Genomic DNA, 24,464 nt, shown 5'->3' with positions numbered 1-24,464 from the left:
ACTCACTCTTCCTCAATTCTATTTTTTATTCATCGTTTTCAATCCCATGCAATTAATCTGGTTATTTTGCTGAAATACGCACAATGTGTTCTTTTGGGTTGTAATGAAAACGTTATTATATTTGAGATTTCATGTTAATTATCATGATTGCAGCTCATAAAATAAGCTAATAAAAATTTATAATATTGAGGAAGCATATGTTTGGTAAAAAATACTCCAACTCAAGACGTGAATTTTTACGCAAGGGGTTGGGAGTTATACCTGTTGTTGCTATCGCCAGCGGTAGCTTAGTGACTCAGGTTGTACAGGCAGACTCTCAATCGACTTCATCCACTCACTACAATCCCACATTTTTTACCACTGAAGAATGGGCCTTTATTCAGTCAGCCTGTGATTTATTAATTCCTGAAGATGAATACGGCGCTGGCGCAATTAAGGCCTGCGTGCCTGAATTTATCGATCGTCAAATGGATACCCCTTATGGCCGGGGAGAATTGTGGTATATGCAGGGGCCTTTCCACCCGGAGTCCGCGCCTGAGTTCGGTTATCAGCTTAAGCTGGCGCCGAGGAGTTTATACCGCCTTGGTATCTCCGGATGTGACAAATGGTGTCAGCAACAATTTAAAAAAACCTTTGCCGAACTGGATAAAGCACAGCAGGTTTCGGTTCTTAAACAGCTGGAAGGCGGAAAAATCGAACTGGGCGAAGTGCCGTCTAAAACGTTCTTTTCCTATCTGTTAGCGAATACTAAAGAAGGCTTTTTTGCCGATCCGCAGTATGGTGGTAATCGTCATATGGTGGGGTGGAAGATGGTTGGATTCCCTGGCGCCCGGGCCGACTTTATGGATTGGGTAGACCATTCTGACCGGCCTTATCCGTTAGGCCCGGTATCTATCTCAGGGGAACGGGGATAATAAAAATGACAATAAAAAAAGAAGCTGTTGATGTCGTGCTGGTTGGTTTTGGCTGGACCGGTGCCATTATGGGGCAGGAACTGACCGAGGCCGGATTAAATGTATTAGCGCTGGAACGCGGTGAAATGCAGGATACCCCCACCGCCGGGAAATACCCTAACGTGGCGGATGAACTGAAGTTCTCAGTGCGCGGTAAGCTATTTCAGGATTTATCTAAAGAGACGGTGACTATCCGCCATACCATGAGCGAACAGGCCGTGCCTTATCGCCAGCACGGTTCCTTTTTGCTGGGAACGGGCGTTGGCGGCGCCGGCCTTCACTGGAATGGTCTCCACTGGCGGGCATTACCTGAAGAGCTAAAAATTCGTAGCCACTATGAAGAACGTTACGGTAAAGACTTTATTCCTGACGGTATGACAATTCAGGATTTTGGTGTCAGTTATGAAGAGTTGGAGCCCTATTTTACCCAGTTCGAGTATGTCTGTGGTGTATCGGGGAAAGCCGGTAATGTTAACGGTGAGAAGCAAGAGGGCGGAAATCAGTTTGAAGCTTTCCGAAGTAAACCTTACCCCCTTCCACCATTAAAAGATGTTTATAGCGCCCAGATGTTTGCCAAAGCGGCTACGGAGTTAGGGTATAAGCCATTCCCTATCCCTGCATCGAATGCTTCAGAAGCTTATACTAACCCCTACGGCGTCAGACTCGGTCCGTGTAACTATTGCGGTTATTGTGAGCATTATGCCTGTTACCTGTATTCGAAAGCCTCTCCTCAAACTACGATCCTGCCGGTGTTATTAAGAAAACCTAACTTTGAGCTACGTACTCAGTCTCAGGTTATTCGGGTTAATTTAGATTCAACCGGCAAGCAAGCGACCGGAGTGACTTATATCGATGCTCAGGGACGTGAAGTTGAACAGCCGGCTAAAATCGTTATTTTGAGCGCTTTCCAGATGCATAACGTTCGCCTGTTGTTGCTATCGAAAATCGGTCAACCTTATAACCCGATCACTAATGAAGGCGTGGTAGGGAAAAACTATGCCTATCAGATGCTGACATCCGTCAGCGTTATGATGCCAAAGGGAACCACCCTTAATCCATTTATTGGTACCGGTGCCGGCGGTCAGGCTATTGATGAGTTTAACGGTGATAATTTTGACCATGGTCCATTAGGTTTTATCGGCGGTGCTAATATTAACCACCACCGCTCGGGAGGCCGACCAATTAAGCAGGCAACGGTGCCCGCCGGGACTCCTTCATGGGGAACTGAGTGGAAAGGGGCGGTTCAGGATAGCTACCAGCGAGCAATGAGTATCAGTTCATCCGGCTCAGTGATGGCCTACCGGGACAGTTTTCTCGATTTAGACCCTAACTATACCGACAGCAATGGCCAGCCGTTGTTGAGGATGACCTTTAACTGGCACGATAATGAAATTAAAATGGCCCAGTACACAACCGGTAAAGCGGGAGAGATAGCCAAGGCAATGAATCCGGAGTCTTATAAGGTCAATGCTAAAAAGCCCGGCGCACTTTACGACACTCGTCCTTATCAAACCACCCATACTACCGGAGGGGCGATTATGGGGACAGATCCTAAAAACAGCGTAGTTAATCGGTATTTACAGAGCTGGGATGTACCTAACCTATTTGTTATGGGGGCCTGTGTTTTTCCTCAGAACTTTGGGTATAACCCGACCGGTCTTATCGGAGCATTGACCTACTGGTCAGCTAAAGCAATCCGTGAGCAATACCTCCCAAATCCGGGCCCAATGGTGCAGGCATAACAGGAGACAGATAAATGAAAAAATTTCTTCTTGCTGCCGGCCTGTCGATGGGCCTCGCAGCTCCGGCATTTGCCGCAGAAACAGTAAACTATCAGGATGAAAATCTTATCAAGCAGGGAGAGTATCTTGCGCGTGCGGGGGATTGTGTGGCTTGCCATACCGCTTCCGGCGGTCAGCCGTTTGCCGGTGGATTACCGATTGAATCACCGATAGGAACCATTTTTTCTACTAACATTACGCCGGATAAGTCGACCGGTATCGGAGATTATAGCTTTACTGACTTTGATAATGCCGTTCGTCACGGTATCGGCAAAGATTCTACGCTGTATCCGGCGATGCCTTATCCGTCTTATGCCCGAGTGACCGATGCGGATATGCAGGCTCTTTATGCTTACTTTATGCATGGTGTAAAACCGGTTAATCAGGCCAATAAACCGACCGATATTGTCTGGCCGCTTTCAATGCGCTGGCCTCTTTCTTTCTGGCGTTGGACTTTTGCACCTGAAGTGAAAGAGTTTAAGGCTCCGGTTGATCAAGATCCTGTTGTTGCACGCGGTGCCTATCTGGTTGAAGGGCTTGGTCACTGTGGTGCCTGTCATAGCCCGCGCGGTATCGGAATGCAGGAAAAAGCGTTAACGGCTGAAGACGGGGAACTGTATTTATCCGGCGGTGAGCCAATGGACGGTTGGGTGCCTAAAAACTTACGCGGAGACCTGAAGGATGGGCTGGGAAGCTGGACTGAAGCTCAATTGGTGCAGTTTTTAACAACCGGCCGGACTGAGCACACTGCGGTGTTTGGCGGAATGAGTGATGTTATCGTCCAGAGCATGCAATATATGACTGATGATGACTTAACGGCTATTGTCCGTTATCTCAAAACGTTGCCGGGAACAACATATAACGAGACTCCGTTTAAATACGACGATGCGGCTTACAACGCCTTGTATAACGGTGATGATAGTGCCGTTGGTGCCAGTGTCTATGTTGATAACTGTGCTGCCTGCCACCGGACTGACGGTAAAGGTTATGCTGAGGTTTTTCCTGCTTTTACCGGTAATCCGGTCTTGCTTGGTAATGATGCCACTTCGCTGATCCACATCGTGCTGAAAGGGGATACGTTACCCTCAACCTTTAAAGCACCTACGTCTTATAATATGCCTGCGTTTGATACCCGGTTAACGGATAAACAAGTGGCTGACGTGGTTAACTTTATTCGTAATAGCTGGGGGAATCAGGCTTCTCCGGTAACGGAAAAACAGGTTGCGGATGTACGTAGTGATGTGAAAGCCGCTGCTTATGGGGCGGTGTCTAAAGCGGAGTAATCTATTCTTCTCTTTAGCTAGCTAAAATAGAAAAGGCCGGCAGGATAAACCTGTTGGCCTTTTCATTGCTCGGGAAATACTTGCTTTGCAGACTCGTCGTTATTGTAACTGTAAGGCAAGCATTGGCCAGCGGGCTTCAAACTCTTCCGTAGGCCGATAGCGAAATTCCGATCGCACAAACCGGGACATCATACCTTCACAAAAGGCCAGAAGCTGGCTGGCAATTAATCCTTCATCATAGGCAAAGGCCTGTCCTTCGCGCAGTTTACGCTCGCGTAATACCTGGCGAAGTTGAGTTTCTATACGCTCAAACAGCTGATTAATCCGGCTTTGCAGGCGGTCTTGTTCAAACATCAACGCATGGCCGGTCATGATGCGGGTCAGGCCGGGGTTCTTCTCAGCGAAGCCAAGAACCAGAAGCATGATTAAGCGTACGCGATTAAACGTATCTTTTTCATCCTGCAGGATCAGGTTAATACGGCTATTCAGGCTGTCTTCAATAAACTCGATCAGACTGTCAAACATGCGCATTTTGCTGGGAAAGTGGCGATAAAGTGCCGCTTCTGAAACCCCAACGTTTGCGGCAAGCTTTGCCGTAGTGATTCGCTGACTACCGTCACTTGACTCCAGCATTTGTGCCAGAGCCTGCAGTATGTCTTCCCTGCGATTTTTCTTTACTTTTTCTACCATGCCTAATGACATCCTAATAAGGAACAGGCTTTCACCCATTCCTAAGCAATCAGCGATGGTGCTGATTCACACTATTTTATTTTTATACCCGTCATTCGTCGAGTTGCAGGTGCGTTGGCTGCATTCGTTTGCCCGAATCACTTACCTAAGCAAGCTCATCGAGATTCACTCACTTGCCGCCTTCCTGCACCATAAATGATTTTGGGTATATATTCAGAAAAGAAACGTGTTATTGACGACCTGAGTGACCAAAACCACCTTCACCACGATCGCTGCTTTCAAAGTCATCAACAATATTGAACTCGGCCTGAACCACCGGAACAAAGACCATTTGAGCAATGCGTTCACCGGGTTCGATAACAAATGCTGTCTGGCCACGGTTCCATACAGAAACCATTAATTGCCCTTGATAATCTGAGTCAATCAGACCAACCAGGTTACCCAGCACGACGCCGTGTTTATGCCCCAGGCCTGAACGCGGTAAAATGACCGCAGCAAGGCTGGCATCGGCAATATGAATAGCTAAGCCGGTTGGCAATAGCTGAGTTTCACCCGGATTTAATGTTACTGCAGCATCTAAGCAAGCTCTTAAATCAAGACCCGCAGAGCCGGTAGTCGCATAGGTTGGCAAAGGAAATGTGCTGCCAATACGGGCATCCAGAATTTTTACGTCAATTTTTTTCATCATAGCGATTGGCTATTTCGTCCATCAGTTTTTGACCCAGCAAAGATTTGTCGCTCAGCGGCAGACTCATTTCGCCATTTGGCCAGTATAGGTGTAAGGCATTCGTATCGCTGTTAAAGCCTTGGCCTGACAGTGATACATCATTAGCACAGATGAGATCGAGATTCTTACGGGCTAATTTCAACCGTGCGTATTCTTCCACATTTTGTGTTTCGGCGGCAAATCCTACGACAAAAGGTCGGTTTTCAGTCATTGCCGCAACTTCGGCAACGATATCCGGGTTTTTTACCATTTTTAACAGTAAATCGTCGCCCTGTTTTTTTATTTTTTCACTGGCAATTTGCTCTGCACGGTAATCTGCAACGGCTGCGCAGGCAATAAAAATATTTTGTGAAGCCGCTCGCTGCATAACGGCTGCGCGCATTTCTAGCGCACTGATGACGTTCACTCTGTCGACGCCTGCAGGCGTTGTTAATTCAACCGGCCCGCTGACCAAGGTGACAGACGCTCCGCGATCGGCCGCCGCTTTGGCTATCGCATAGCCCATTTTACCCGAACTGTGATTAGTGATAAATCGTACCGGATCTAATGCTTCTCTGGTCGGCCCCGCGGTTATCATGATATTTATTCCGGCGAGATCCTGAGTATAGGAGAAGAAGTCGACACAGCGGGCAACAATATTCAGCGGCTCTAGCATTCTTCCCGGACCAACGTCTCCACAGGCCTGATTACCGCTGTCCGGGCCCCAAAGATGAATACCCCGTGAAGCCAGTAACTGGAGATTGTGCTGAGTTGGTTTCGCTTGGTACATTTGTTGGTTCATCGCTGGCGCAGCCACAATAGGTGCACTGGTTGCCAGACAGAGGGTACTTAGCAAATCGTTTGCCATTCCTGCGGCTAAGCGGGCTAATAAATCTGCAGTAGCCGGCGCCAATAATACCATATCGGCCCATTTACCTAATTCAATGTGTCCCATTGAGGCTTCTGCGGCCGGATCTAGTAAGTCATCAGAAACCGGATAACCGGATACGGCCTGTAGTGTTAACGGGGTAATAAAAGCTTTGGCTGCATCGGTCATAACGACGCGAACCTCAGCTCCTCTGTCACGCAAACGGCGCACAATCTCGGGGCATTTATAAGCAGCAATGCCACCGCTGATACCCAGAACTATTTTCTTACCGTTTAGCATAGACATGTGACCGCCCTATTTTTTAACAGAAGATGACGCAGATTCTTAAAATGAGTGTGAGGATTTTATCATAACCTCAGCAAAGGGGATCTATATGCCAGAAAAACCGCACAGGGTGTAGCTAATAAAATTATTTTTGCGGAACGTTTCTAATGAATAACAGACAACTCGTTGTGTTACCTCGGAATTTATTCACCAAGATGTCAGTATCCGATAAACAGGAGGACATTATGGCAAAAAACGGAGCAGATATCTGGCCGGAGGGGCAGGGCCCGAGGGAGAAATTACTCAAGCTTGGCGCAATTACGCTGTCTGACCAAGAGCTGTTGGCAATATTTTTACGAACAGGCCTGCCGGGAGTTAATGTGTCTGAAATGGCGGGGCAGCTGTTAAAAGAGTTCGGTTCTTTGTATGCATTAATGTCTGCTGACTATATCTCTTTCTGCCAGAAACGGGGGTTAGGGCTATCAAAATATACTCAGTTGCATGCGGCAGTAGAGCTATCGCGGCGGTTCTTAGGTCATCAGTTAGCGCAGGAATGTACCATTAAAAATCCTCAGATTACCCGTCAGTATTTACAGGGATTATTAGCCCAACGGGATCGCGAAGTGTTTATTGTGATGTTCTTAGATAACCAAAATAGGGTGATTTATCACAAAGAGATGTTTACCGGAACATTTAACTGTGTTGAAGTACACCCGCGAGAAATTGTACGTGAAGCGCTAAAGTCTAATGCAGCTTCGGTAATATTAGCGCATAATCACCCATCCGGCGTTGTGGAGCCCAGTCAGGCAGACCGTAGCGTGACCGATCAAGTGTTAAAAGCCTGCTCGGTATTGGATATTAAGGTGCTCGATCATATCGTTATTGGTCGCGGCGAGTACGTCTCATTTGCTGAGCGCGGGTGGATTTAACGGATTTTTTTACGATCTTGAGGGATCTTTGTCCGTTCGGCACTTGAGCCCTAAAGGCTAAGAGCGTATACTACGCCACCTTTGAGGATCACGGGTGCGGTATTAAGAGCCTATCTCAGCAGGTTCCAACAACCTGACTCAGCGTCTCATCTCAGCGGAATTTGCTGAGATTGGCTCTAAAAGCCTGACGAGGCAGCCAACATCCTAACGAAGCTCGAGCTGATTTGATTTTTGGAGAATTTTGACATGTCACGAGTCTGCCAAGTTACCGGCAAGCGCCCAGTGAGTGGTAACAACCGCTCTCACGCAATGAATGCGACTAAGCGTCGTTTTCTGCCTAACCTGCACTCACATCGTTTTTGGATTGAGAGTGAAAAGCGCTTTGTAACTTTGCGTGTATCTGCTAAAGGTATGCGTGTAATTGATAAAAAGGGTATCGATGCGGTGTTAGCCGATCTTCGTGCCCGCGGTGAGAAGTTTTAAGGAACTGAACCATGGCTAAAGGTATTCGCGAGAAAATCAAGCTGGTTTCTTCAGCTGGTACAGGTCACTACTATACCACCACGAAGAACAAGCGTACTAAGCCGGAGAAATTGGAACTGAAGAAATTCGATCCAGTGGTCCGTCAACACGTTCTGTACAAAGAAGCTAAAATTAAATAATTTTAATTTCTTATACAAATCGATACCAAAACCCGGCTTAGGCCGGGTTTTTTTATCGCCTAAAATTAGCGATCGCCCGGTTGGTGGTGATACCTTCCATCACTTTGTCTTTTGCGTGTATGATTCAACTATCAGCTTAATTATCAGAGGATATTTCTTCGTGCCAGAATTACCGGAAATAGAGACTAGCCGCCGTGGTATTGAACCCTACTTGGTTAACCATAAAATTATTAAGGCTATTGTCCGCCAGCCTAAATTACGCTGGCCGGTTTCACCGCAGATTATTGCTTTGGAAAATCAGCCGGTATTAAGCGTTCAGCGGCGGGCAAAATATCTACTTATTGAGTTGCCTGACGGCTGGCTTGTTGGCCACTTAGGCATGTCCGGTAGCGTAAGAATTCTGCCAGAGTTTCTGGAGGCGGGTAAACACGACCACGTTGATTTTCTGATTTCCGGCGGGAAGGTTCTACGCTATACCGATCCAAGGCGATTTGGCGCATGGCTATGGGCTGATGATTTAGAGACTTGTAGCGCCTTGAAGCATTTAGGCCCTGAGCCATTGAGCGATGAGTTTAGCGGGGCGTATCTGCTAAAAAAATCTCAAGGCAAAAAGACGTTAATTAAGCCTTGGCTGATGGATAATAAACTGGTGGTTGGGGTAGGGAATATTTACGCCAGTGAATCTCTGTTTGAAGCCAGAATATCGCCGCTGCGCGCCGCTGGTACCTTGACAGGGTCTGAGGCAGATAATCTGGCGCTTACGATTAAGCGGGTTCTACAGCGTTCAATTGAGCAGGGCGGGACTACGTTACGGGATTTTCTTCAGGCTGATGGTAAACCCGGTTATTTTGCCCAAGAATTACAGGTCTATGGTCGGACCGGAGAACCCTGCCATGCTTGTGGGGAACTGATTGAAAGTGAGAAGCACGGGCAAAGGACAACCTTTTTTTGCCGTCATTGCCAACGCTGACTAAGCGAGTTTATTACTCAGCGCCTGTGCCACAATTGGCGGCAAAAATGATGTTACATCGCCGCCATGACGGGCAACTTCTTTCACTAATGAAGAAGAAACAAATGACCACTTCTCTGACGGCATCAGGAAAATACTTTCCAGATCGGCCATCAAATGACGGTTCATACTGGCCAACTGCAGTTCATATTCAAAATCAGATATAGCTCTAAGCCCGCGAATTAATACGTTTGCCCGTTGTTTTTGTGCAAAATGAGCCATTAACTCACTGAAACCAACAACTTCAACGTTAGATAAATGGGCCGTTACTGACTGAGCTAACGCCACCCGTTCTTCAAGCGTAAACAGGGTATTTTTGCTAGGGCTTTTAGCGATAGCAATGATCAGGTGATCGAACATGCGGGCACTGCGGGTAATAATATCCAGATGACCGTTTGTCATTGGGTCAAAAGTACCCGGGTAGATTGCTTTAGTAAATTCCGCCTGATGAGTGGTCATTTTTCAGCCTTCTTTTGTTGGCCTAAAGTCCAAAGAGCCGCATATTTATTAAATGTATATTGGGCGTTGATACAGGCGAGAAGGAATCCATGTTTGCCATCAGCAAAGCCGCGTCGGATGACCAGCGTTTTGAAGAATGCGCCTAAGCCGTGGCCCACAGCCGACGTCATTGATGCGCTTTTTCCACGCTGATAGCTCTGAAACGCCCAGCTTTCAGCATAGCTGAACTGTTTGCGTTGGAAAACAAAGTAATCCCGGCAGGTTAAATGCAGCAGGTCTCCGTCAAGGCGAATAACCTGAGCATCTGAATAATCCAAAGATTCATGGACTAAGTTATCATTATAACCATACAGCTTATTTTGATAGAGACGGATGGTTCGATCCGGATACCAGCCGCTATGGCGCATAAATTTGCCAAGAAAAAAATTGCGGCGGGCGCAGCTGTAAACCTGTTTTTCTTGTGTCGGACTCGTGATGATTTTTTCTATAGAGAGACGTAGCTCCGGCGTAATACGTTCATCGGCGTCAATCATAAAGATATAGTCACCGCCGGCATAGCTTTGCGCTATCTGGCGCTGTTTACCATAACCTTGCCATTGTGTATTTGTGTAGACTTTTGCACCAAGCCGCTGGGCTATTTGCACTGTATCATCAGTACTGCCGCCATCCAGCAGGATTATTTCATCCGCCCACTCAGCAGAAATTAAACAATCGCTAATCAGCTCTGCTTCATTTTTAGCAATAACAACTACAGACAGACGTTTCTTATCCACGAGTTAATGGCTCCGGGCAGGTAAGTAAGGTTCTAGCAGCCCTAATAGCTTTTCCAGAGCCCCCTGATTTTGCAACAGCACGTTGACAGCCTGCTGCCCGCGATGTTGGCGGTACTCTTCATCACTCAGTAATAGCGTAATTTGTTCTGCCAGCGAGTCAACATCATTAATGGTAATCAGGCCATTAGCCTGTTCCAGCTTGTTACAGATATCTTTGAAATTAAAGATATGGGGGCCCATAAGAACCGGGACCGCATGAGCTGCCGGCTCCAGTGGATTATGGCCTCCACGTTCAACCAGGCTACCACCAACAAAGGCTAAATCAGCAATTCCATATAGCAACATGAGCTCGCCCATGGTGTCACCAATAATCACCTGAGTTTGCTCTGAAGGAATTTCGCCGCTGCTGCGGGTGATATAGCGCATTCCTGCCTGAGTTGTTAGCTGCTGTGCCGTTGAAAAACGTTCCGGGTGACGAGGAACTAAGATCAATAACAAATCCGGAAAGCGTTGCAGTAACTTCGCATGGGCTTCCAGCAAAATACTTTCTTCACCATCATGCGTGCTGGCCGCAATCCAGACCGGGCGATGGGAAGCCCATTGGCGTCTGAGCGTTAATGCCCGTGCCGATAGTTCCGGCGTAACTGAAATATCAAATTTTAAACTTCCGGTAACGGTTAAGTGAGAACGCTTGAGGCCTAGCTGGATAAAACGCTCGCCGTCTTCGCTATTCTGTGCAGCAATCAGCGTGATCTTTTGTAGCATGGTCCGGATGGACTTGCCCAGCTTCGCGTAGCCTTTTGCCGAGCGCTCTGATAGTCGGGCATTAGCAATGACTAACGGGATTTTACGCTTATTAAGCTGATGAATCAGATTAGGCCAAAGCTCCGTTTCCATAACGATGACTAGCTTAGGGCTGACCTGATTTAAAAAGCGATTGACTGAACCGGGGAGATCATAAGGCAAATAGACATGGTGCACATCATCGCCAAATGCTGACATTACGCGCTCTGAGCCCGTAGGTGTCATGGTTGTCACTGTAATTGGCAGGGTCGGATAGCGATAACGCAGCGCCCTGACTAATGGAATTGCCGTTAACGTTTCGCCCACGGAAACGGAGTGAAGCATGATGCCGCCCGGTTCAACTTTTCCACGGCAAAAACCATATCTCTCAGCCCAGCGCTTTCTATAGGCAGGAGCCTTCCTGCCCCGTAGGTATAACCGGAGCCAGATTAGGGGTTGGAGCAAGTAGAGTAGAACTGAATATAATTGACGCATCTAATTATTTTATTAAGGAAATATACTGGTTGAGTATTTTATCATAACTAAACTTTTCTATCATATTATCCTCAATAACCGGTGGGTTGTTATAGGCTAAAGATATTTTCTCGGCGAGGCTTTTCGCATTCATATCTGATAAATAGTAGCTAAGATTACCAACCATGATTTCACTGACCCCTCCAGGGCAGTTAGTACTAACAATCGGGGTATTACATATTAGTGATTCGATTAAAACGGTCGGTAATCCTTCACTATCTGAACTGATTATTGTGACTTTAGCACCACGAATAATCGGCAATGGATTACTGTGAAAACCAGCTAGAATGACTCTGTCGGTTAAACCTAGCTCAGTAATTTTACGTTTAATCGATTCCTCAGCCCTAGAGTCCCCTTTACCAAGAATGATCAGTTTTGCAGCAATATCTGTCAGGCTATAGGCTTCTAATAATCTGTCATGACGCTTAACTGAATGAAATCTACCTACATGAATAATATAGTTTTCGGACTCAAATGGATTATTTTCTAATGATAGTTTTCTGATTTTTTCTATATCAAACGGGTTATATATTACTTTTATTGACTTAGGCTTAATGTCAAATTTATTGATTAGATCTTCAGCAACGGAGGATGAAACAGTAATAATATTCCGGTTATTGTAAACGCGTTTTATTTTTGATTTCTTGAGTAAATAGCTAAATTTATTTCTATTAGCAAGATAAGAATTAGATAGCATCCCATGTATACAATGCCAGACATTATAGGTCGCTAACTTTTGTGATTTGATAACAATACGATCGGTTTTGTGTAAGCTTGAAACAACCAAACTTGGTTTTCCATACTTAAGTTCTATTAATTCCAGCGCCTTATCAAGCTGTTTTGCTCGGCGAGATAGCTCAGTTAATTTTCTAAACGGACCTCGATAATCGTCTGGTACAAGCTGGTAGTTAACCTTATCGGGAATCACATAATCCAATTTATTTTGTAAGGATATTAATGAAACATTGAAGTCTTTACTGCTCAGTCCTGCAGCAAGGGTTAAGGTAACGTTTTCGGCTCCGCCACCGGGGAGACCGTCAATAATAAATAAAATATGTTGCTTCATTTTTGTAGTACTTTTTCATAAAGATTAATCAAACTGCGCGATAGATTTTCTGGCGTATAATCCATAATTCGGCATCTCGCAGCTTGTGACATTTTTTCGGCATCGGCGGCTTTAGGTAAAGCGGTAATTGCATCTTTTAATGCATTAATATCAAGGGCATCACAAACGTAGCCTTCATGTCCTTGATTAATAAACTCAGCACCGCCACAGGTCGTACTGGTTACGACGGGTAGTCCACATGACAGAGCTTCGAGAATAACGTTAGGGAAAGGATCGTAAAGTGTCGGCAATAAGAGCCCATCGCACGCCTGATAATAGGGCAGGGTTTCATTTTTCATGCCTAAGAACCGGACTCTATTATGGCATCCAAGGGTTTTCGCTTGAGCTTCATATTGACTGCTTTTCTTATCTTTGCCGATGACTATCAGATAATGATCTGTCTTAGCGATAGCTTGAATTGCTGCGGATAGCCCCTTTCTTTCGAAGCCGGAACCGACAAAAATCAGACAGGATGCTGTTAAGGGGATCGATAACTTATTCCGGACCTCTATTCGATTAATCTCAGAACCTGGAGTAAAATGATTGTGGTCTATTGAGTTGTATATGACCGTTATTTTATCTTCTGGCAGGTTAAAATTTTGGATGATCTCTTGTTTGACCATCTCAGCATTACAGATAACAGCTTTTAGCTCTGGCGCTGTATACATCTCTTGTTCAGCGTTCATGACATATCTATGGTAACGATCGGTAAACAACAATTTTTGTTTCCAGTTCGGTAAAATTCTTGCCCGCTGTTGTAACCACTGTCGGTGAACACCATCTCCGGCTCTATAAATGTCACAACCTGCAATGCGTTCGTGGCTTTGTACTAAGTCAAATTTTTCTCGTTCCCATATCGCTCTGGCGGCGAAAGCGAATCCCCTTTCGCGGCTAATGCGTCCCCATTTTATCGGGTTACATGTAAGGATATTCCAGTCAGGGCTCTTTTCACCTTGCCACTCACGAGTGATGACGTTGAGGGATAAATTATGCTGATTGAGTGCCGACAGCGCGCGGGAAATGAATCGCTCAGCTCCGCCGTCCGGGCGATATTTTTGGCGAACAATAGCGAGGCGAATTTGGCTCATTAAGCGCAGCTCCTTTTGGGAATAGACAGAGTATTTTTAACCATTACATTATGTATGGTAGCAAAATGGTTTAGCTATATTCATACATAATCTAGCTTATAAGTATATGCTTGGTCATAACAAATAAGCATGTAGACAAATATTCCCCATTTTATGGTTATTGCATAGGATGGTCGGTATGCGTAGCATGGAACCCATTATTTTTTAGATATAGTGAACGATTACTCTCATGAAAAAACCGGCTTTTCTTATCTCAATCGATACTGAAGGTGATAACTTATGGGGATCCCCTGAGGTTATCTCTACTGAGAATGCTAAATATCTTCAGCGTTTTCAGGATATCTGTGAAAAGTACGGATTCAAACCAACCTATTTGACTAACTATGAAATGGCCGTTTCTCCCGAGTATATCTCTTTTGCTAAAGGTGTTATTGAACGCAATCAGGGAGAAGTCGGTATGCACTTACATGCATGGAATAGCCCGCCAATATATCCATTAACTCCTGATGATAATCGCCATAAACCCTATTTGATAGAGTATCCTGAAAATGTCATTCTGGAAAAAGTCACCTTTATGACTGAGTTATTGGAAAATACATTTGGTATAAAAATGTTAAGTCATCGGGCTGGGCGCTGGGCATTTAATGCTTATTACGCCAAGTTGTTGCATCAGCTTGGTTATCTGGTTGACTGCTCGGTGACACCTTATGTCGATTGGAGTGGTGTTAAAGGTAATCCACAAGGGAATGGTGGAACGGACTACAGCCAGTTTCCTGATGGTGCCTATTTTATGGATTTGGATAACATTGCTAAGCCCGGTTCATCAACTCTCCTACAGGTGCCGATGAGTACTCGTCTAAAGTATGGCGCATTTCATAACGGCTTTAAGCTGATTTACGATCGTTTACGTGGAAAAAAGCGCCCGCCTTCTACACGCTGGCTTCGGCCTAGTGGAAATAACGTCACGGATATGAAACTCGTTGCCCAGCAGTGTCTTGATGAAGGCAAAGATTATGTCGAGTTTATGCTTCACTCATCCGAGTTTATGCCGGGAGGAAGCCCGACGTTTAAAGATCAGGCTGCTATAGAGCAGCTTTATCAAGATCTTGATGAATTATTCGAGTGGTTAAGCCAGCGTTGTATTGGGATGACGATGGCTGAGTTTTATCAGTATAAATTAATGGGCTAAGTTAAACTCCCAATCGTATATGTATATACTGTGAGTTTAGTGTGTCTTTAAAATATATCTTATCCATGATGTAAATTTATCTATGCGGTTATATTTCATTTGTAAATATGTCTTGAAATTAATATATTTCATATCATAGTGTGATAGTGATCTACTTATATCTTTACTGGTTTCTTCTTTATAATTATAGTGACCATATAACTTATTTTACATCTTTCTTACTTCTTTGAAATAATTAATTAACATATGTATTGTTAGTTTTTTAGATACTGACTATCCCCTTGAACAGTCTTCTTGATGTAATTAATCATTTTTTGTACAGAAAAAACAACATTATGGATATTACTTTCTTTAACATTACTAGTAATACTATCAGGGATATCTCGATATAAATAAAACACCTTATTTAGAGGTAATGTTCTCTCAGAACGCAGATATGCATAAGGAGTATAAAGCATATCTTCATAACGCTTCTCTATTTAAAATTAGCTCTATCTTTTCTTATTATTTGAGTCCATACATGCCACTCAGATAATGAATCTACTTGCTTGGTTATTTTATTTTTTTTAATATATTAAATTTCCCATTTTTATCAAAAAAACGATGGTAATTGAAATCAATAAGGTCATGTTTTCTTGAGTCTATTATTGGCTCAAGAACAGACCAATAATTATTTTCTAACATATCATCATAATTACCAGTGGAATCATCATCAATAACAATTTGAACATGATGATTCACTTGAGAAACTATCGAGTTTAAGTATGATATTATATCTCTCTCGCTATTATAATGCTAAGTGAGAAGTTATTTCTCATTATAATTAATCTTTGGCTTTTTGTTACCCAATAGATTACTTATTATTAGGCATAATATAAATGTAAATGTGAATTCTTTACTAAAAAACAATACATCACTTAGTCCATATATTATGATACTTAACGTTATAATGAATGTTGATATGTTCATGCCATTTCTTAATGAAGAGTATAATAAAGACATATAGATAAGCAATAATGAGATAACGCCAAAGATACCTTTAATAGATAAATTATCTACTATTTCATTATGTAAATGAACGTTTGTGTATATTCCCGCTCCAAATAAAGAACCATCATTGGTGATTAATTGATTAATTTCTTTGGTTCTATTTTCTGCCGATTGCCCATATATATTATCATGGCCAGTTTTTAATCCTGAAATGACCATTGCAAATCGAGCTCCGATTGAAGAATTACTGTTTGATTGTTGATATAAAAAAATGTCATTTTTCATTTCATTATAACGGGATTCTAGTGTTGATTTAAATAAAAAACATAGCCCTATTAATGGGATTAGACAAATACATAAGGTTTTTGCTAGATTTTTTTTAGATATGTCCTTGTCCATTATTATCATTAATAAAGATAATAATGGAAATGTAATAATAGCAGCTCGAGTCTGTGTTAGTGTTATTGCAGAAAGGCTAAAAATAAAATAACATAACGCAATATAAGGTTTGAAGCTTATTTTTAATTTAAATATAATTGAAAGTGTTAGTGAGCTTATAATGCTAATTATATAGGCTGCAATTGTAGCTCGTTCGGTTCCTAATTCAGCTCGTCTAATTCCTAAGGAAAAATGCTCATAAAAAACATACAAATTTATAATAACACTTATTAATAATATATAGTTTTTTATATTAAACTTTAACTTTTCACTAGATAAGAACAAATATAAAAAAGATGACATAACTAGTATTTTCCCTATCCTTATAAGAATAGGATAAATTGGACTATTGCCATCTATAGGTTTATAGATAAAAACCCATAAAATATTTACTAGACCAAATAATAGTATGGAAATGCTAATGATAATATCTTCTTTTTTTATTTCATAAAAAGATTTATTGATATTTATTAAAAGACCAGCTAGAGAAATATAAAAGGACCAGTAAAATATTTTTCGCCCGATAGATATGCCTAATGGGGCTAGTACTAAAGCTAATAAACAACAGATTATAGTAGTTGTGTATAAAATAGATCTAACTCTACTAATGTTAATAATCATTATATTTGTTTTCTTTTTTCTTTTTTCTGATTTATAGTAATTAATGCAGTGCGTAATTCATCTTTGAATTTGTTATGTTGAAAAGATTCATCTACATAATTAAATGCATTTTTTCTATATTCTTTATAATGATTGTTAATTATATTTTCAATGGCATCTGCACATTCAATATGAGAAAGAACGAGTGCTTCAGATAAACAGTCATTAATTGGATCATAGATTTCATGTGGGAAATCAACATTAATACCTGTATCTGCATAATGTTCTTCAGGTGTAACTTTAGGGATTAACCCAATGCCACAATATTTATCGAGTATAACTTCTGGCTGCCCATCTATCATCGGGAATATAACTGGAACACCATAATATAGAGCCTCCATACAGGATAAACCAAAGGGTTCCGTTATAGGCGTGCTCATGTATATATCAATATTATTAAAAAAATCAGATAGGTCACTCTGAAAACCTAAGAATTTAACATGATTTTGTAAGTTAAGTTTATTTACTAGCTCTTCTAGATGTTCTTGGTCAGGACCTTTCCCAGCAATAACCAATGAAATATCCACACCTCGTTCAACTAATTCCTTGATTGTAAGAATAGATACGCTTATACCTTTTAATCCAACCAGTCTGGATGCCGTTCCTAGCCTTATTTGGTGCCCAATATTTCTCGGTGAATGATCAATATTTTGTGGAACGACAATTCTATTGGCAATAACGTATATATCACAAGGTAAGTTAAATCTTAATTGCATCACTCTTTTTGATGCGATTGATGCAGCAAGGCAGCCATCTAACATAGCAAAAAATTGTAACGTCTTTTTATTATGCTTATACCGCCATGAACATCCATGGTCATAATATACTATTTTGCCTTTTGAAGGTTTGGCCGGAAGGCTGAGAACGAGATCCCATACAATAACCAAATCTGCATTGGCCTGCTCAATTTTTCTTTTTAGAACATACTTTCTAATAAACGAAGGGTATTTAATTTTTAAAGTAGAACAAATTCGATTCGCGAAACGGATGTTTTTATTTTTTAACTGACTGAATATTTCTTCACCAATATGATCGCCAATACAAAGTATTTGGTCATTCTTTGCATTTTCACCATTGATATATTCAAGAAAAAGTCTCTCAACGCCACCGAGCTTACCTAAGTTGATAACATGTAGTGTTTTCATTGTATGAATTTTCTCAACTTTGTTTCAACTGCTGGAGCTTCCAGCAATGATAAATTATTATCAGGCGCCCGTACTTCAGCCTGATTCTCCCCATACCCCCCAATCAACCCCGGATCTGTCGGCCCGTATAACGTAATATTCGGACGATCCAGAGCGGCGGTTAGGTGGCTTAGGCCGGTATCCACGGAAACCACGGCTTTTGCGCCAGCTAAGACCTGAGCTATTTCTCCAAGGGATAGTTTAGGCAAAACTTCGACATGTTGAAAGCCTTCGGCTAAACGTATTGCTCTTTCGTGTTCATGGGGAGCTCCCCATGGAAGCTTAATCTTTAGTCCTGATACCGCTGTCAGAGCGATTAGCTCTCGCCAGTGCTGCTCCGGCCAGTGTTTATTGTCACGGGTTGTCGCATGCAGGAAAACTAAGTATTGATTAGCATCTTCACAAGGCGTTGCGTTAAAACGCGAGGCAATACCGTAATCACCTTTTTGGGTTGGTATCTCATAGCCCAAGCTCATTGCAAATAGTTGCCGAGTTCGCTCTACCGCATGTTGGTTTTTAGCCACTGAATGTTTAATATCGTAAAACCAACTGGCTACCGCCTCTCTGGCACTGTTCCAGTCTGGCCCATGTTTTACGCCTCTGGCTTTACGCGTGACTAATATTGCACTCTTAATCAAACCTTGAGCATCAATAACGGCATCGTATTGATATTGTTGCAGGCTGGTAATAAACGCCTTTCTTTCTTTACGGGTATCTGAATGAAACCACGATTTTCTCCAGCGCCTTATGGCTACAGGAATCGTACGGTCAACGGCAGAATGCCAGCCAGGTATTTGAGAAAAGCCTTCCTCAACTACCCAGTCAAATTGTATATCAGGTATTGCCAGCCGGGCATCCGTCAGTGCGGGTAGCGTATGCAGGACATCACCCATAGATGAAGTTTTGACGATCAGAACCCGCATTATTTAGGACCTTCATTGGCTAATAACATATTGAGTTCAACCAAAACCCGTTCAGGCAGGATATCTATCAGGCTTTGGTGATAACCTTGCTGGGCATCACCTTTACGAATTTTAAAGTAGCCTTCGATAAGGCGAATAACTTTTGCCTGATGTGACAATGGTGGCGTGAAGTCTGGGCTGCTTGGGCCATATAGCGCAATCAGTGGCTTATTGAGTGCGGCAGCAATATGCATCAGACCTGAATCATTACTTATCACAGCAGCGCAGCCCGCAATAAGAATAACCGCCTGTTCTAGCTGAGTATCTCCAGCAAGATTATAACAATGTGGCTGTAAATCCTGCGGAAGGGCGCTTCGAATCTGCTCTCCGGCCTCTTTATCCTTTGCCGAACCAAACAGGGCGATTTGATAACCTTGGTCGATTAAGTTTTTGGCTAACTCCGCGTAGTGATAGTGCGGCCAGCGTTTAGCCGGGCCGAATTCCGCTCCAGGGCAAAAGCCAATGGTTAAACGGTCGCCTGAAAGATTGAATTTAGCCGTGGTATCAACGATCTCTTGTTGATTAACATGTAGCTGAGGCCAAAGAATAGGCTGAGGTATATCTTCTGCACTATGAATATCGTTTTTATCGTATGCCAACGCGGCATAGCGCTGAACCATCAAAGGAAAAGCGATTTTATCTAATACCCTAACGTCATTTAACAGGCCATAACGCATCTCGCCGCGCCAGCCGGTTCGTTTTGGGATTTGAGCAAAGAAGGGGACTAGCGCAGACTTAAATGAATTGGGTAAGACAATAGCCTGTTTATAGCTTTGGTCGCGAAGCTGTTTTCCTAGCTGATAACGCTGTCCAATAGCCAAGGCACCATGCCCCAGGGGCATGGGTAGTGCTTGATTAACTTCCGGCATGCGAGCCAGCAGCGGGCGACACCACGCCGGGGCCATGACGTCTATTACAACATCAGGATTTTGAACTTTCAGTGAACGATAAAGGCTTTGGGACATCATCATGTCACCGACCCAGGATGGCCCTATAATCAGCGTTTTCATGCTCTGTTTTGCTCCGATGACACAGTCTCAGCTCTTTATAACAATATTTTAAATTAGAACCAAAGCCTGAGTTTTTAACTCAGGCTTTGTATCAGTATCTGGCAACGAATTATTATTTATAGGTTATCTTTATTCAGCCAGATCATATATTCGGCAACGCCTTCTGCCACGGTTTTGAACGGCGCGTTATAACCGGCGTCTTTTAGCTTAGTCAGGTCAGCCTGAGTAAAGGACTGGTAGCGGCCCTTTAGTTTTTCCGGGAATGGAATATATTCGACGTGACCTTTTTTGTGGAATTCTAAAACAGCATCAGCAACGGCCTGGAAGGACTCTGAGCGGCCGGTTCCACAGTTGTAAATACCTGAGACACCGTTCTTCCAGAACCAAAGATTAACATCAGCCACATCACCGACGTAAATAAAATCGCGCTTAAAGCCTTCGCTTCCTGAGAATAACTTTGGATTCTCTCCATTGTTAATCTGGTTATTCAGATGAAAAGCAACGCTGGCCATGCTGCCTTTGTGGTTTTCTCTTGGCCCATAAACGTTGAAGTAACGGAAACCACAAATTTGTGATTCAGCCTGTGGCAGAATCTGGCGAACATATTGATCGAAAAGAAACTTAGAGTACCCGTAAACGTTCAGCGGTTGTTCAAACTCTCTATTTTCAACAAAGTTATCGCTACGTCCGCCGTAGGTTGCTGCTGAAGAAGCATAGAGGAATGGAATTTGACGATCTAAACAATAATGGAGCAGATCTTTGGAGTACTGATAGTTGTTATCCATCATATACTTGCCATCCCACTCTGTGGTTGATGAACAAGCGCCCTGATGGAAGACTGCATCGATATCACCGAGGTCATCACCGGCCATAATATTGGCAATAAAGTCTTCTTTGTCGATGTAGTCGGCAATTTCTAAATCAACCAGATTGGCAAATTTAGTTCCATCTTTTAAGTTATCGACAACCAGAATGTCCTGATAGCCCATTTTATTTAATGCTTTAATGATATTGCTGCCAATAAATCCAGCACCGCCGGTAACGATAATCATGGTCTCACCATTTATTCCGATATAAGTACTTATCTGATGTAGCCGGAGACTACACCTTCATGAGCGATTATTATACTACTAGCCATACTTCAATGGCATAACGCGCCTAGCAATAGACACCAGGCTAGAATGAGTAGTTCTATTGAATATGATAAATTTCAGTTAATTACTTACGCTTGCCGTCATGTTGATACCAGGCTTTCAAGTATTTCATTAAGCTATAGGCAACGGCATAAGTACCTGTGATTATATCAACTTTGCCATCTCTTCAGCCACTGTTGAACATATGTTATTTCGAGAGCAAGCTAAGTGTGCTGAAGGATCCACGAACAAGAGAAAGGGGAACTCTTTTATAACTTATCAAGCACGAACCAACAGAGTGACATACAGAAAACTATCTTTTTGATCTCTCTACTTTTTTTATCAATGATTTCATCGCTGTCCATGCAGAGGACCCACGAATTGTTGGTCAGTGAGATGGCGAAGTTCATCTGTTCGCCATGCGTAGTATAAGCCCGGTAGCTTGGGGTTATGCTGAACTCTTGGCATATGCTTAAGGTGTCGTCAGAACTTCCTGAGTCGACAATGATGAGTTCATCAGCGATATCAACTAACGGCGATAAGACGTCTTTTAATAAGCGCGCAGAATTAAACGTCAAAACGCATACAGATAAAGAAAACATAGACAGACCGCCATTGAACAGAGAGGAGCGAATAGTAACGTAGAGACTGTTTTTGTTCAATTAACCATGCTTAATTGGCATGCAAGAATAGGTGAGTGGTTACTTTTTTACCATCGGTTTAGATGGTGATAGGTTTTGATAAGAGGCGCTACAGTAGGCTAAATAAGAATAGACTGACAGCGCCAAAGGAGACGCGCCCACGGTGTTTTTTACCGTCGCATAGGTAGCCGTAGGATTAATTGTGTTGATTGATTCCGGGCTAGGGCAACGTTGAGCCATTGTCAGCTCAGGAAGCTTTTGCTGTGTATTCTCATGCGAAGGTAGTGTGATTGGTGGGGCTGAAGGCAAGAGGGCGCTAACGGGAACCAGCACCACGTCAGCCGGTAATGTGGGTAGCCTATTCTGCAAAACGCGTACAGTACTTGGATGTGGGTGACCTATGGCGATGGCTGAACCATTTTTCTGCGCCATTTTGACGGCAAGATTAAACTGCTTTAGCACTGCCGCATCACTTTGGTCATCATCAAGAAAAACTTTTCTTTTCACAACTTGTACTCCGGTACCCTGTGCCGCTTGAGTGGCCTTACTGCTACCAATCGTCATGCTATCAAGAAAGTAAAGTTGATAATGGCTAAGCGTCCCCATTACTCGCTGCATTGCGGCGAGATCTGAAGTCATTGCGCTTCCCATATGGTTATTCATGCCCTTTGCATTAGGGACGTTATGGATAGCTTGGGCAATAATTCGCTGAATTTCCTGTTTATTCATCGTCGGGCGTAAAGTATCCCGTTCCAATGGCTGTTTACTGATGGGTTCCATCGGCATATGAATCAAAATTTCATGACCTTGTTGATGCGCTTTCTTAGCCATTTCTTTAGATAACGGCGCATTGGGCAATATAGCGACAGAGATTGCCGCCGGGAGCTGTAAAATTTGCTCTTCGTTATGCCGACGATAGCCAAAATCATCAATAACAATAGCCAGTTTAGCCGGGGTTGCCAGTGCATTCGGGCTCAGCATGGCTAATAGCAGAGGGATGGCGAGCCTAATATTAATCATAACTATTTGCCCAGCCATGGTTGAGGATTAACCGCCTGACCCTGACGACGAATTTCAAAGTATAAAGAAGGTTCACCTTGGCCGCCGCTGGTACCGACCAGCGCAATAGGCTGCCCTGCTTTGACCTGAGCTCCGACACTGACAATGGCGCTTTGGTTATAGCCATACAGGCTCATATCACTTTTGCCGTGTTCGATAACGACCACTAAGCCATAGCCCTGTAACCAATCGGCAAGTAGCACGCGTCCGTCCGCAATAGCCCGAACTTCACTGCCTTCCGGAGCATTGATGACCATGCCTTTCCAACGTAATTCACCCTGTAATGCTTCACCAAATCGGTGGCTGACTTGGCCTTTTACCGGCCATATTGCTTGTCCTGCTGGTCGACCTAGTCCGCCAGTACGGGACATTAATGCCCGCTCTTCTTCAGTTGGTTTGTAGGAAGATCCTTTTTTTACTGCCTGCTGCTGTTTTTGTCTTAATTTTTCAGCTTCTTTTTGTTCTCTTTCTGCTCGGGCTTTTGCTTCACGTTCAGCCTTGGCTATTTGATCTCTCAGGCGGGACTCATTTTTCTTTAACTCAGCCAGCTTTTGACGGTCGGCTTGTATAGAGACATCGAGTTCTCCCAGCGTTTGTTTACGTGCCTGTCTGGCCGATTCAAGTTTTTCTTGCGCCAGTTTCTGCTGATCCAGCAAGGTTTTCTGTTGGCTTTGCTTTTGTTGTAATTTATTTTTTTCAAGCGCCAAATCGGTTTGAGTCTCTTTGAGTTCATTGATGGCGTTTTGACGTGATTCATTCAGATAGCCGTAATAAGCCAGAATTCGCTCACTGCGATGGCTGTCTTCACCTTCAAGGATGAGCTGAAACTCGGAGCTTTTCCCAAGGCGGAATGCGGCATCTAACTGCTTAGCCAGATAATCCTGTTGGATATTCTGTTGTTTCTGAAGTTTTTTGATATTTGACGTTAGTGAGCCAATTTCACCGCCAATGGCCGTGAGGTCGGATTGGGTACTACGCAGGGTTAAGCTGGATTGGGCTATAGATTTTTCTTGTTCCCGCAACTGCTCTTGCAGTGAATCTCGTTTTTGTTGCTGTTGTTGAACGTTTTTTTCTTTTTCTGCAATGTCCTGCAGTATGGTATTGAGCTGTTGCTTATTATCTTCGGCGTGTGCGGCCTGAGGATATAAAAGCGCGCCAGCATAAAGTGCACTGGCGCAAATAACCGAAAAACCAAAATGGAGGGCCGATGTGAATAGTGCATTGTGACAATTATATACTTGCACCATCGACCCCCAAATCATTTGTGGACAGTAAAAAATCTTTTCCTTC

23 protein-coding genes and 1 pseudogene are annotated in these 24,464 nt (G+C 43.4%); 8 read left to right on the top strand and 16 right to left on the bottom strand.

From position 1 onward, the window contains the following. Positions 1-197 precede the first annotated feature (197 nt). From YWE_RS0103470 to YWE_RS0103460, 3 genes are read left to right on the top strand one after another with little or no spacing between them, the layout of a single operon-like run. Positions 198-914: a gluconate 2-dehydrogenase subunit 3 family protein gene (locus tag YWE_RS0103470; RefSeq protein ID WP_029093269.1), complete on the top strand. Its 717-nt coding sequence runs from the start codon at positions 198-200 to the stop codon at positions 912-914. Between the two features lie 5 nt (positions 915-919). Continuing rightward, positions 920-2,695 carry a GMC family oxidoreductase gene (locus YWE_RS0103465; protein ID WP_029093268.1) on the top strand — a complete coding sequence of 592 codons (1,776 nt, stop codon included), beginning with the start codon at positions 920-922 and terminating at the stop codon, positions 2,693-2,695. Positions 2,696-2,709: 14 nt separating this feature from the next. After that, a complete protein-coding gene (locus YWE_RS0103460; RefSeq protein ID WP_029093267.1) occupies positions 2,710-4,017 on the top strand; it encodes a cytochrome c in 1,308 nt (435 codons plus the stop codon). Positions 4,018-4,116: 99 nt separating this feature from the next. Here the strand turns inward: YWE_RS0103460 and slmA are convergent, their stop codons facing one another. The 3 genes from slmA to coaBC all read right to left on the bottom strand — a co-directional run bounded on the left by slmA (position 4,117) and on the right by coaBC (position 6,587). After that, positions 4,117-4,707 carry a nucleoid occlusion factor SlmA gene (gene slmA, locus YWE_RS0103455; protein WP_029093266.1) on the bottom strand — a complete coding sequence of 197 codons (591 nt, stop codon included), beginning with the start codon at positions 4,705-4,707 and terminating at the stop codon, positions 4,117-4,119. 229 nt (positions 4,708-4,936) lie between these two features. Next, the gene (gene dut / locus YWE_RS0103450) at positions 4,937-5,395 is read right to left on the bottom strand and encodes a dUTP diphosphatase (protein WP_029093265.1); all 459 of its coding nucleotides are present in this window, start codon (positions 5,393-5,395) and stop codon (positions 4,937-4,939) included. Beyond that, positions 5,379-6,587 carry a bifunctional phosphopantothenoylcysteine decarboxylase/phosphopantothenate--cysteine ligase CoaBC gene (coaBC, locus tag YWE_RS0103445; RefSeq protein ID WP_029093264.1) on the bottom strand — a complete coding sequence of 403 codons (1,209 nt, stop codon included), beginning with the start codon at positions 6,585-6,587 and terminating at the stop codon, positions 5,379-5,381. Before coaBC ends, dut begins: the two co-directional genes overlap by 17 nt. A 224-nt stretch (positions 6,588-6,811) precedes the next feature. Here coaBC and radC point away from each other — a divergent pair, with 224 nt between their 5' ends. From radC to mutM, 4 genes are all read left to right on the top strand, one after another. Then, the gene (gene radC, locus YWE_RS0103440) at positions 6,812-7,495 is read left to right on the top strand and encodes a RadC family protein (protein ID WP_036014955.1); all 684 of its coding nucleotides are present in this window, start codon (positions 6,812-6,814) and stop codon (positions 7,493-7,495) included. Positions 7,496-7,741: 246 nt separating this feature from the next. Further along, positions 7,742-7,978 (top strand): 50S ribosomal protein L28, encoded by a 237-nt coding sequence (gene rpmB, locus YWE_RS0103435; protein ID WP_029093262.1) that lies wholly within the window; start codon positions 7,742-7,744, stop codon positions 7,976-7,978. 11 nt (positions 7,979-7,989) lie between these two features. Continuing rightward, positions 7,990-8,157, top strand: a complete 168-nt coding sequence (rpmG, locus tag YWE_RS0103430; protein ID WP_029093261.1) for a 50S ribosomal protein L33 — start codon at positions 7,990-7,992, stop codon at positions 8,155-8,157. A gap of 160 nt (positions 8,158-8,317) precedes the next feature. Beyond that, a complete protein-coding gene (gene mutM / locus YWE_RS0103425) occupies positions 8,318-9,127 on the top strand; it encodes a bifunctional DNA-formamidopyrimidine glycosylase/DNA-(apurinic or apyrimidinic site) lyase (RefSeq protein WP_029093260.1) in 810 nt (269 codons plus the stop codon). On the opposite strand, the gene coaD is transcribed toward mutM, so the two are convergent. From coaD to YWE_RS0103400, 5 genes are read right to left on the bottom strand one after another with little or no spacing between them, the layout of a single operon-like run. Continuing rightward, positions 9,128-9,625, bottom strand: coding sequence for a pantetheine-phosphate adenylyltransferase (gene coaD, locus YWE_RS0103420; RefSeq protein WP_029093259.1), 498 nt, complete (start codon positions 9,623-9,625; stop codon positions 9,128-9,130). Then, positions 9,622-10,398 carry a glycosyltransferase family 2 protein gene (locus YWE_RS0103415; RefSeq protein ID WP_029093258.1) on the bottom strand — a complete coding sequence of 259 codons (777 nt, stop codon included), beginning with the start codon at positions 10,396-10,398 and terminating at the stop codon, positions 9,622-9,624. Before YWE_RS0103415 ends, coaD begins: the two co-directional genes overlap by 4 nt. A gap of 3 nt (positions 10,399-10,401) precedes the next feature. Beyond that, a complete protein-coding gene (waaA, locus tag YWE_RS0103410) occupies positions 10,402-11,676 on the bottom strand; it encodes a lipid IV(A) 3-deoxy-D-manno-octulosonic acid transferase (protein WP_029093257.1) in 1,275 nt (424 codons plus the stop codon). Positions 11,677-11,680: 4 nt separating this feature from the next. Continuing rightward, positions 11,681-12,781: a glycosyltransferase gene (locus tag YWE_RS0103405; protein WP_029093256.1), complete on the bottom strand. Its 1,101-nt coding sequence runs from the start codon at positions 12,779-12,781 to the stop codon at positions 11,681-11,683. Beyond that, positions 12,778-13,908, bottom strand: coding sequence for a glycosyltransferase family 4 protein (locus tag YWE_RS0103400; RefSeq protein WP_029093255.1), 1,131 nt, complete (start codon positions 13,906-13,908; stop codon positions 12,778-12,780). The genes YWE_RS0103405 and YWE_RS0103400 overlap by 4 nt, the downstream gene beginning before the upstream one ends. A 229-nt stretch (positions 13,909-14,137) precedes the next feature. Here YWE_RS0103400 and YWE_RS0103395 point away from each other — a divergent pair, with 229 nt between their 5' ends. Beyond that, entirely contained in the window at positions 14,138-15,097 is a 960-nt protein-coding gene (locus YWE_RS0103395; protein WP_029093254.1) for a polysaccharide deacetylase family protein, read from the top strand. Between the two features lie 807 nt (positions 15,098-15,904). Here the strand turns inward: YWE_RS0103395 and YWE_RS0103385 are convergent. From YWE_RS0103385 to envC, 8 genes and pseudogenes are all read right to left on the bottom strand, one after another. Next, positions 15,905-17,146 carry an O-antigen ligase family protein gene (locus YWE_RS0103385; RefSeq protein ID WP_029093252.1) on the bottom strand — a complete coding sequence of 414 codons (1,242 nt, stop codon included), beginning with the start codon at positions 17,144-17,146 and terminating at the stop codon, positions 15,905-15,907. Continuing rightward, positions 17,146-18,330: a glycosyltransferase gene (locus YWE_RS0103380; RefSeq protein ID WP_029093251.1), complete on the bottom strand. Its 1,185-nt coding sequence runs from the start codon at positions 18,328-18,330 to the stop codon at positions 17,146-17,148. The genes YWE_RS0103385 and YWE_RS0103380 overlap by 1 nt, the downstream gene beginning before the upstream one ends. Continuing rightward, positions 18,327-19,292 carry a lipopolysaccharide heptosyltransferase RfaC gene (gene rfaC / locus YWE_RS0103375; RefSeq protein ID WP_029093250.1) on the bottom strand — a complete coding sequence of 322 codons (966 nt, stop codon included), beginning with the start codon at positions 19,290-19,292 and terminating at the stop codon, positions 18,327-18,329. The genes YWE_RS0103380 and rfaC overlap by 4 nt, the downstream gene beginning before the upstream one ends. Beyond that, entirely contained in the window at positions 19,292-20,341 is a 1,050-nt protein-coding gene (rfaF, locus tag YWE_RS0103370; RefSeq protein WP_029093249.1) for an ADP-heptose--LPS heptosyltransferase RfaF, read from the bottom strand. Before rfaF ends, rfaC begins: the two co-directional genes overlap by 1 nt. A gap of 116 nt (positions 20,342-20,457) precedes the next feature. Further along, on the bottom strand, positions 20,458-21,393 hold the full coding sequence (gene rfaD / locus YWE_RS0103365; RefSeq protein ID WP_029093248.1) for an ADP-glyceromanno-heptose 6-epimerase: 936 nt from the start codon (positions 21,391-21,393) through the stop codon (positions 20,458-20,460). Positions 21,394-21,815: 422 nt separating this feature from the next. Further along, positions 21,816-22,076 (bottom strand): annotated as a pseudogene (locus YWE_RS31825) (glycosyltransferase); the annotation flags it as partial. A gap of 99 nt (positions 22,077-22,175) precedes the next feature. Further along, complete coding sequence (locus YWE_RS26460) at positions 22,176-23,096, bottom strand: divergent polysaccharide deacetylase family protein (RefSeq protein ID WP_373875623.1); 921 nt, start codon at positions 23,094-23,096, stop codon at positions 22,176-22,178. Between the two features lie 41 nt (positions 23,097-23,137). Further along, positions 23,138-24,421 carry a murein hydrolase activator EnvC gene (envC, locus tag YWE_RS0103350; RefSeq protein WP_309297366.1) on the bottom strand — a complete coding sequence of 428 codons (1,284 nt, stop codon included), beginning with the start codon at positions 24,419-24,421 and terminating at the stop codon, positions 23,138-23,140. Positions 24,422-24,464: the final 43 nt, after the last annotated feature.

Source organism: Budvicia aquatica DSM 5075 = ATCC 35567, assembly GCF_000427805.1.
Taxonomy (GTDB): domain Bacteria; phylum Pseudomonadota; class Gammaproteobacteria; order Enterobacterales; family Enterobacteriaceae; genus Budvicia; species Budvicia aquatica.
Note: the sequence above shows the minus strand (reverse complement) of the source record. Positions and strands in the feature narration are given on the sequence as shown.

Bases quoted from the DNA above. Each gene is read 5' to 3' on its own strand.
- dut (WP_029093265.1), bottom strand. From the start codon at position 5,395: ATGATGAAAAAAATTGACGTAAAAATTCTGGATGCCCGTATTGGCAGC.
- envC (WP_309297366.1), bottom strand. From the start codon at position 24,421: ATGGTGCAAGTATATAATTGTCACAATGCACTATTCACATCGGCCCTC.
- coaBC (WP_029093264.1), bottom strand. From the start codon at position 6,587: ATGTCTATGCTAAACGGTAAGAAAATAGTTCTGGGTATCAGCGGTGGC.
- radC (WP_036014955.1), top strand. From the start codon at position 6,812: ATGGCAAAAAACGGAGCAGATATCTGGCCGGAGGGGCAGGGCCCGAGG.
- rpmG (WP_029093261.1), top strand. From the start codon at position 7,990: ATGGCTAAAGGTATTCGCGAGAAAATCAAGCTGGTTTCTTCAGCTGGT.
- YWE_RS0103460 (WP_029093267.1), top strand. From the start codon at position 2,710: ATGAAAAAATTTCTTCTTGCTGCCGGCCTGTCGATGGGCCTCGCAGCT.
- YWE_RS0103405 (WP_029093256.1), bottom strand. From the start codon at position 12,781: ATGAAGCAACATATTTTATTTATTATTGACGGTCTCCCCGGTGGCGGA.
- YWE_RS0103395 (WP_029093254.1), top strand. From the start codon at position 14,138: ATGAAAAAACCGGCTTTTCTTATCTCAATCGATACTGAAGGTGATAAC.
- YWE_RS0103385 (WP_029093252.1), bottom strand. From the start codon at position 17,146: ATGATTATTAACATTAGTAGAGTTAGATCTATTTTATACACAACTACT.
- waaA (WP_029093257.1), bottom strand. From the start codon at position 11,676: ATGCGTCAATTATATTCAGTTCTACTCTACTTGCTCCAACCCCTAATC.
- YWE_RS0103470 (WP_029093269.1), top strand. From the start codon at position 198: ATGTTTGGTAAAAAATACTCCAACTCAAGACGTGAATTTTTACGCAAG.
- coaD (WP_029093259.1), bottom strand. From the start codon at position 9,625: ATGACCACTCATCAGGCGGAATTTACTAAAGCAATCTACCCGGGTACT.
- rpmB (WP_029093262.1), top strand. From the start codon at position 7,742: ATGTCACGAGTCTGCCAAGTTACCGGCAAGCGCCCAGTGAGTGGTAAC.
- YWE_RS0103380 (WP_029093251.1), bottom strand. From the start codon at position 18,330: ATGAAAACACTACATGTTATCAACTTAGGTAAGCTCGGTGGCGTTGAG.
- YWE_RS26460 (WP_373875623.1), bottom strand. From the start codon at position 23,096: ATGCTGAGCCCGAATGCACTGGCAACCCCGGCTAAACTGGCTATTGTT.
- YWE_RS0103465 (WP_029093268.1), top strand. From the start codon at position 920: ATGACAATAAAAAAAGAAGCTGTTGATGTCGTGCTGGTTGGTTTTGGC.
- rfaF (WP_029093249.1), bottom strand. From the start codon at position 20,341: ATGAAAACGCTGATTATAGGGCCATCCTGGGTCGGTGACATGATGATG.
- rfaD (WP_029093248.1), bottom strand. From the start codon at position 21,393: ATGATTATCGTTACCGGCGGTGCTGGATTTATTGGCAGCAATATCATT.
- rfaC (WP_029093250.1), bottom strand. From the start codon at position 19,292: ATGCGGGTTCTGATCGTCAAAACTTCATCTATGGGTGATGTCCTGCAT.
- YWE_RS0103400 (WP_029093255.1), bottom strand. From the start codon at position 13,908: ATGAGCCAAATTCGCCTCGCTATTGTTCGCCAAAAATATCGCCCGGAC.
- slmA (WP_029093266.1), bottom strand. From the start codon at position 4,707: ATGGTAGAAAAAGTAAAGAAAAATCGCAGGGAAGACATACTGCAGGCT.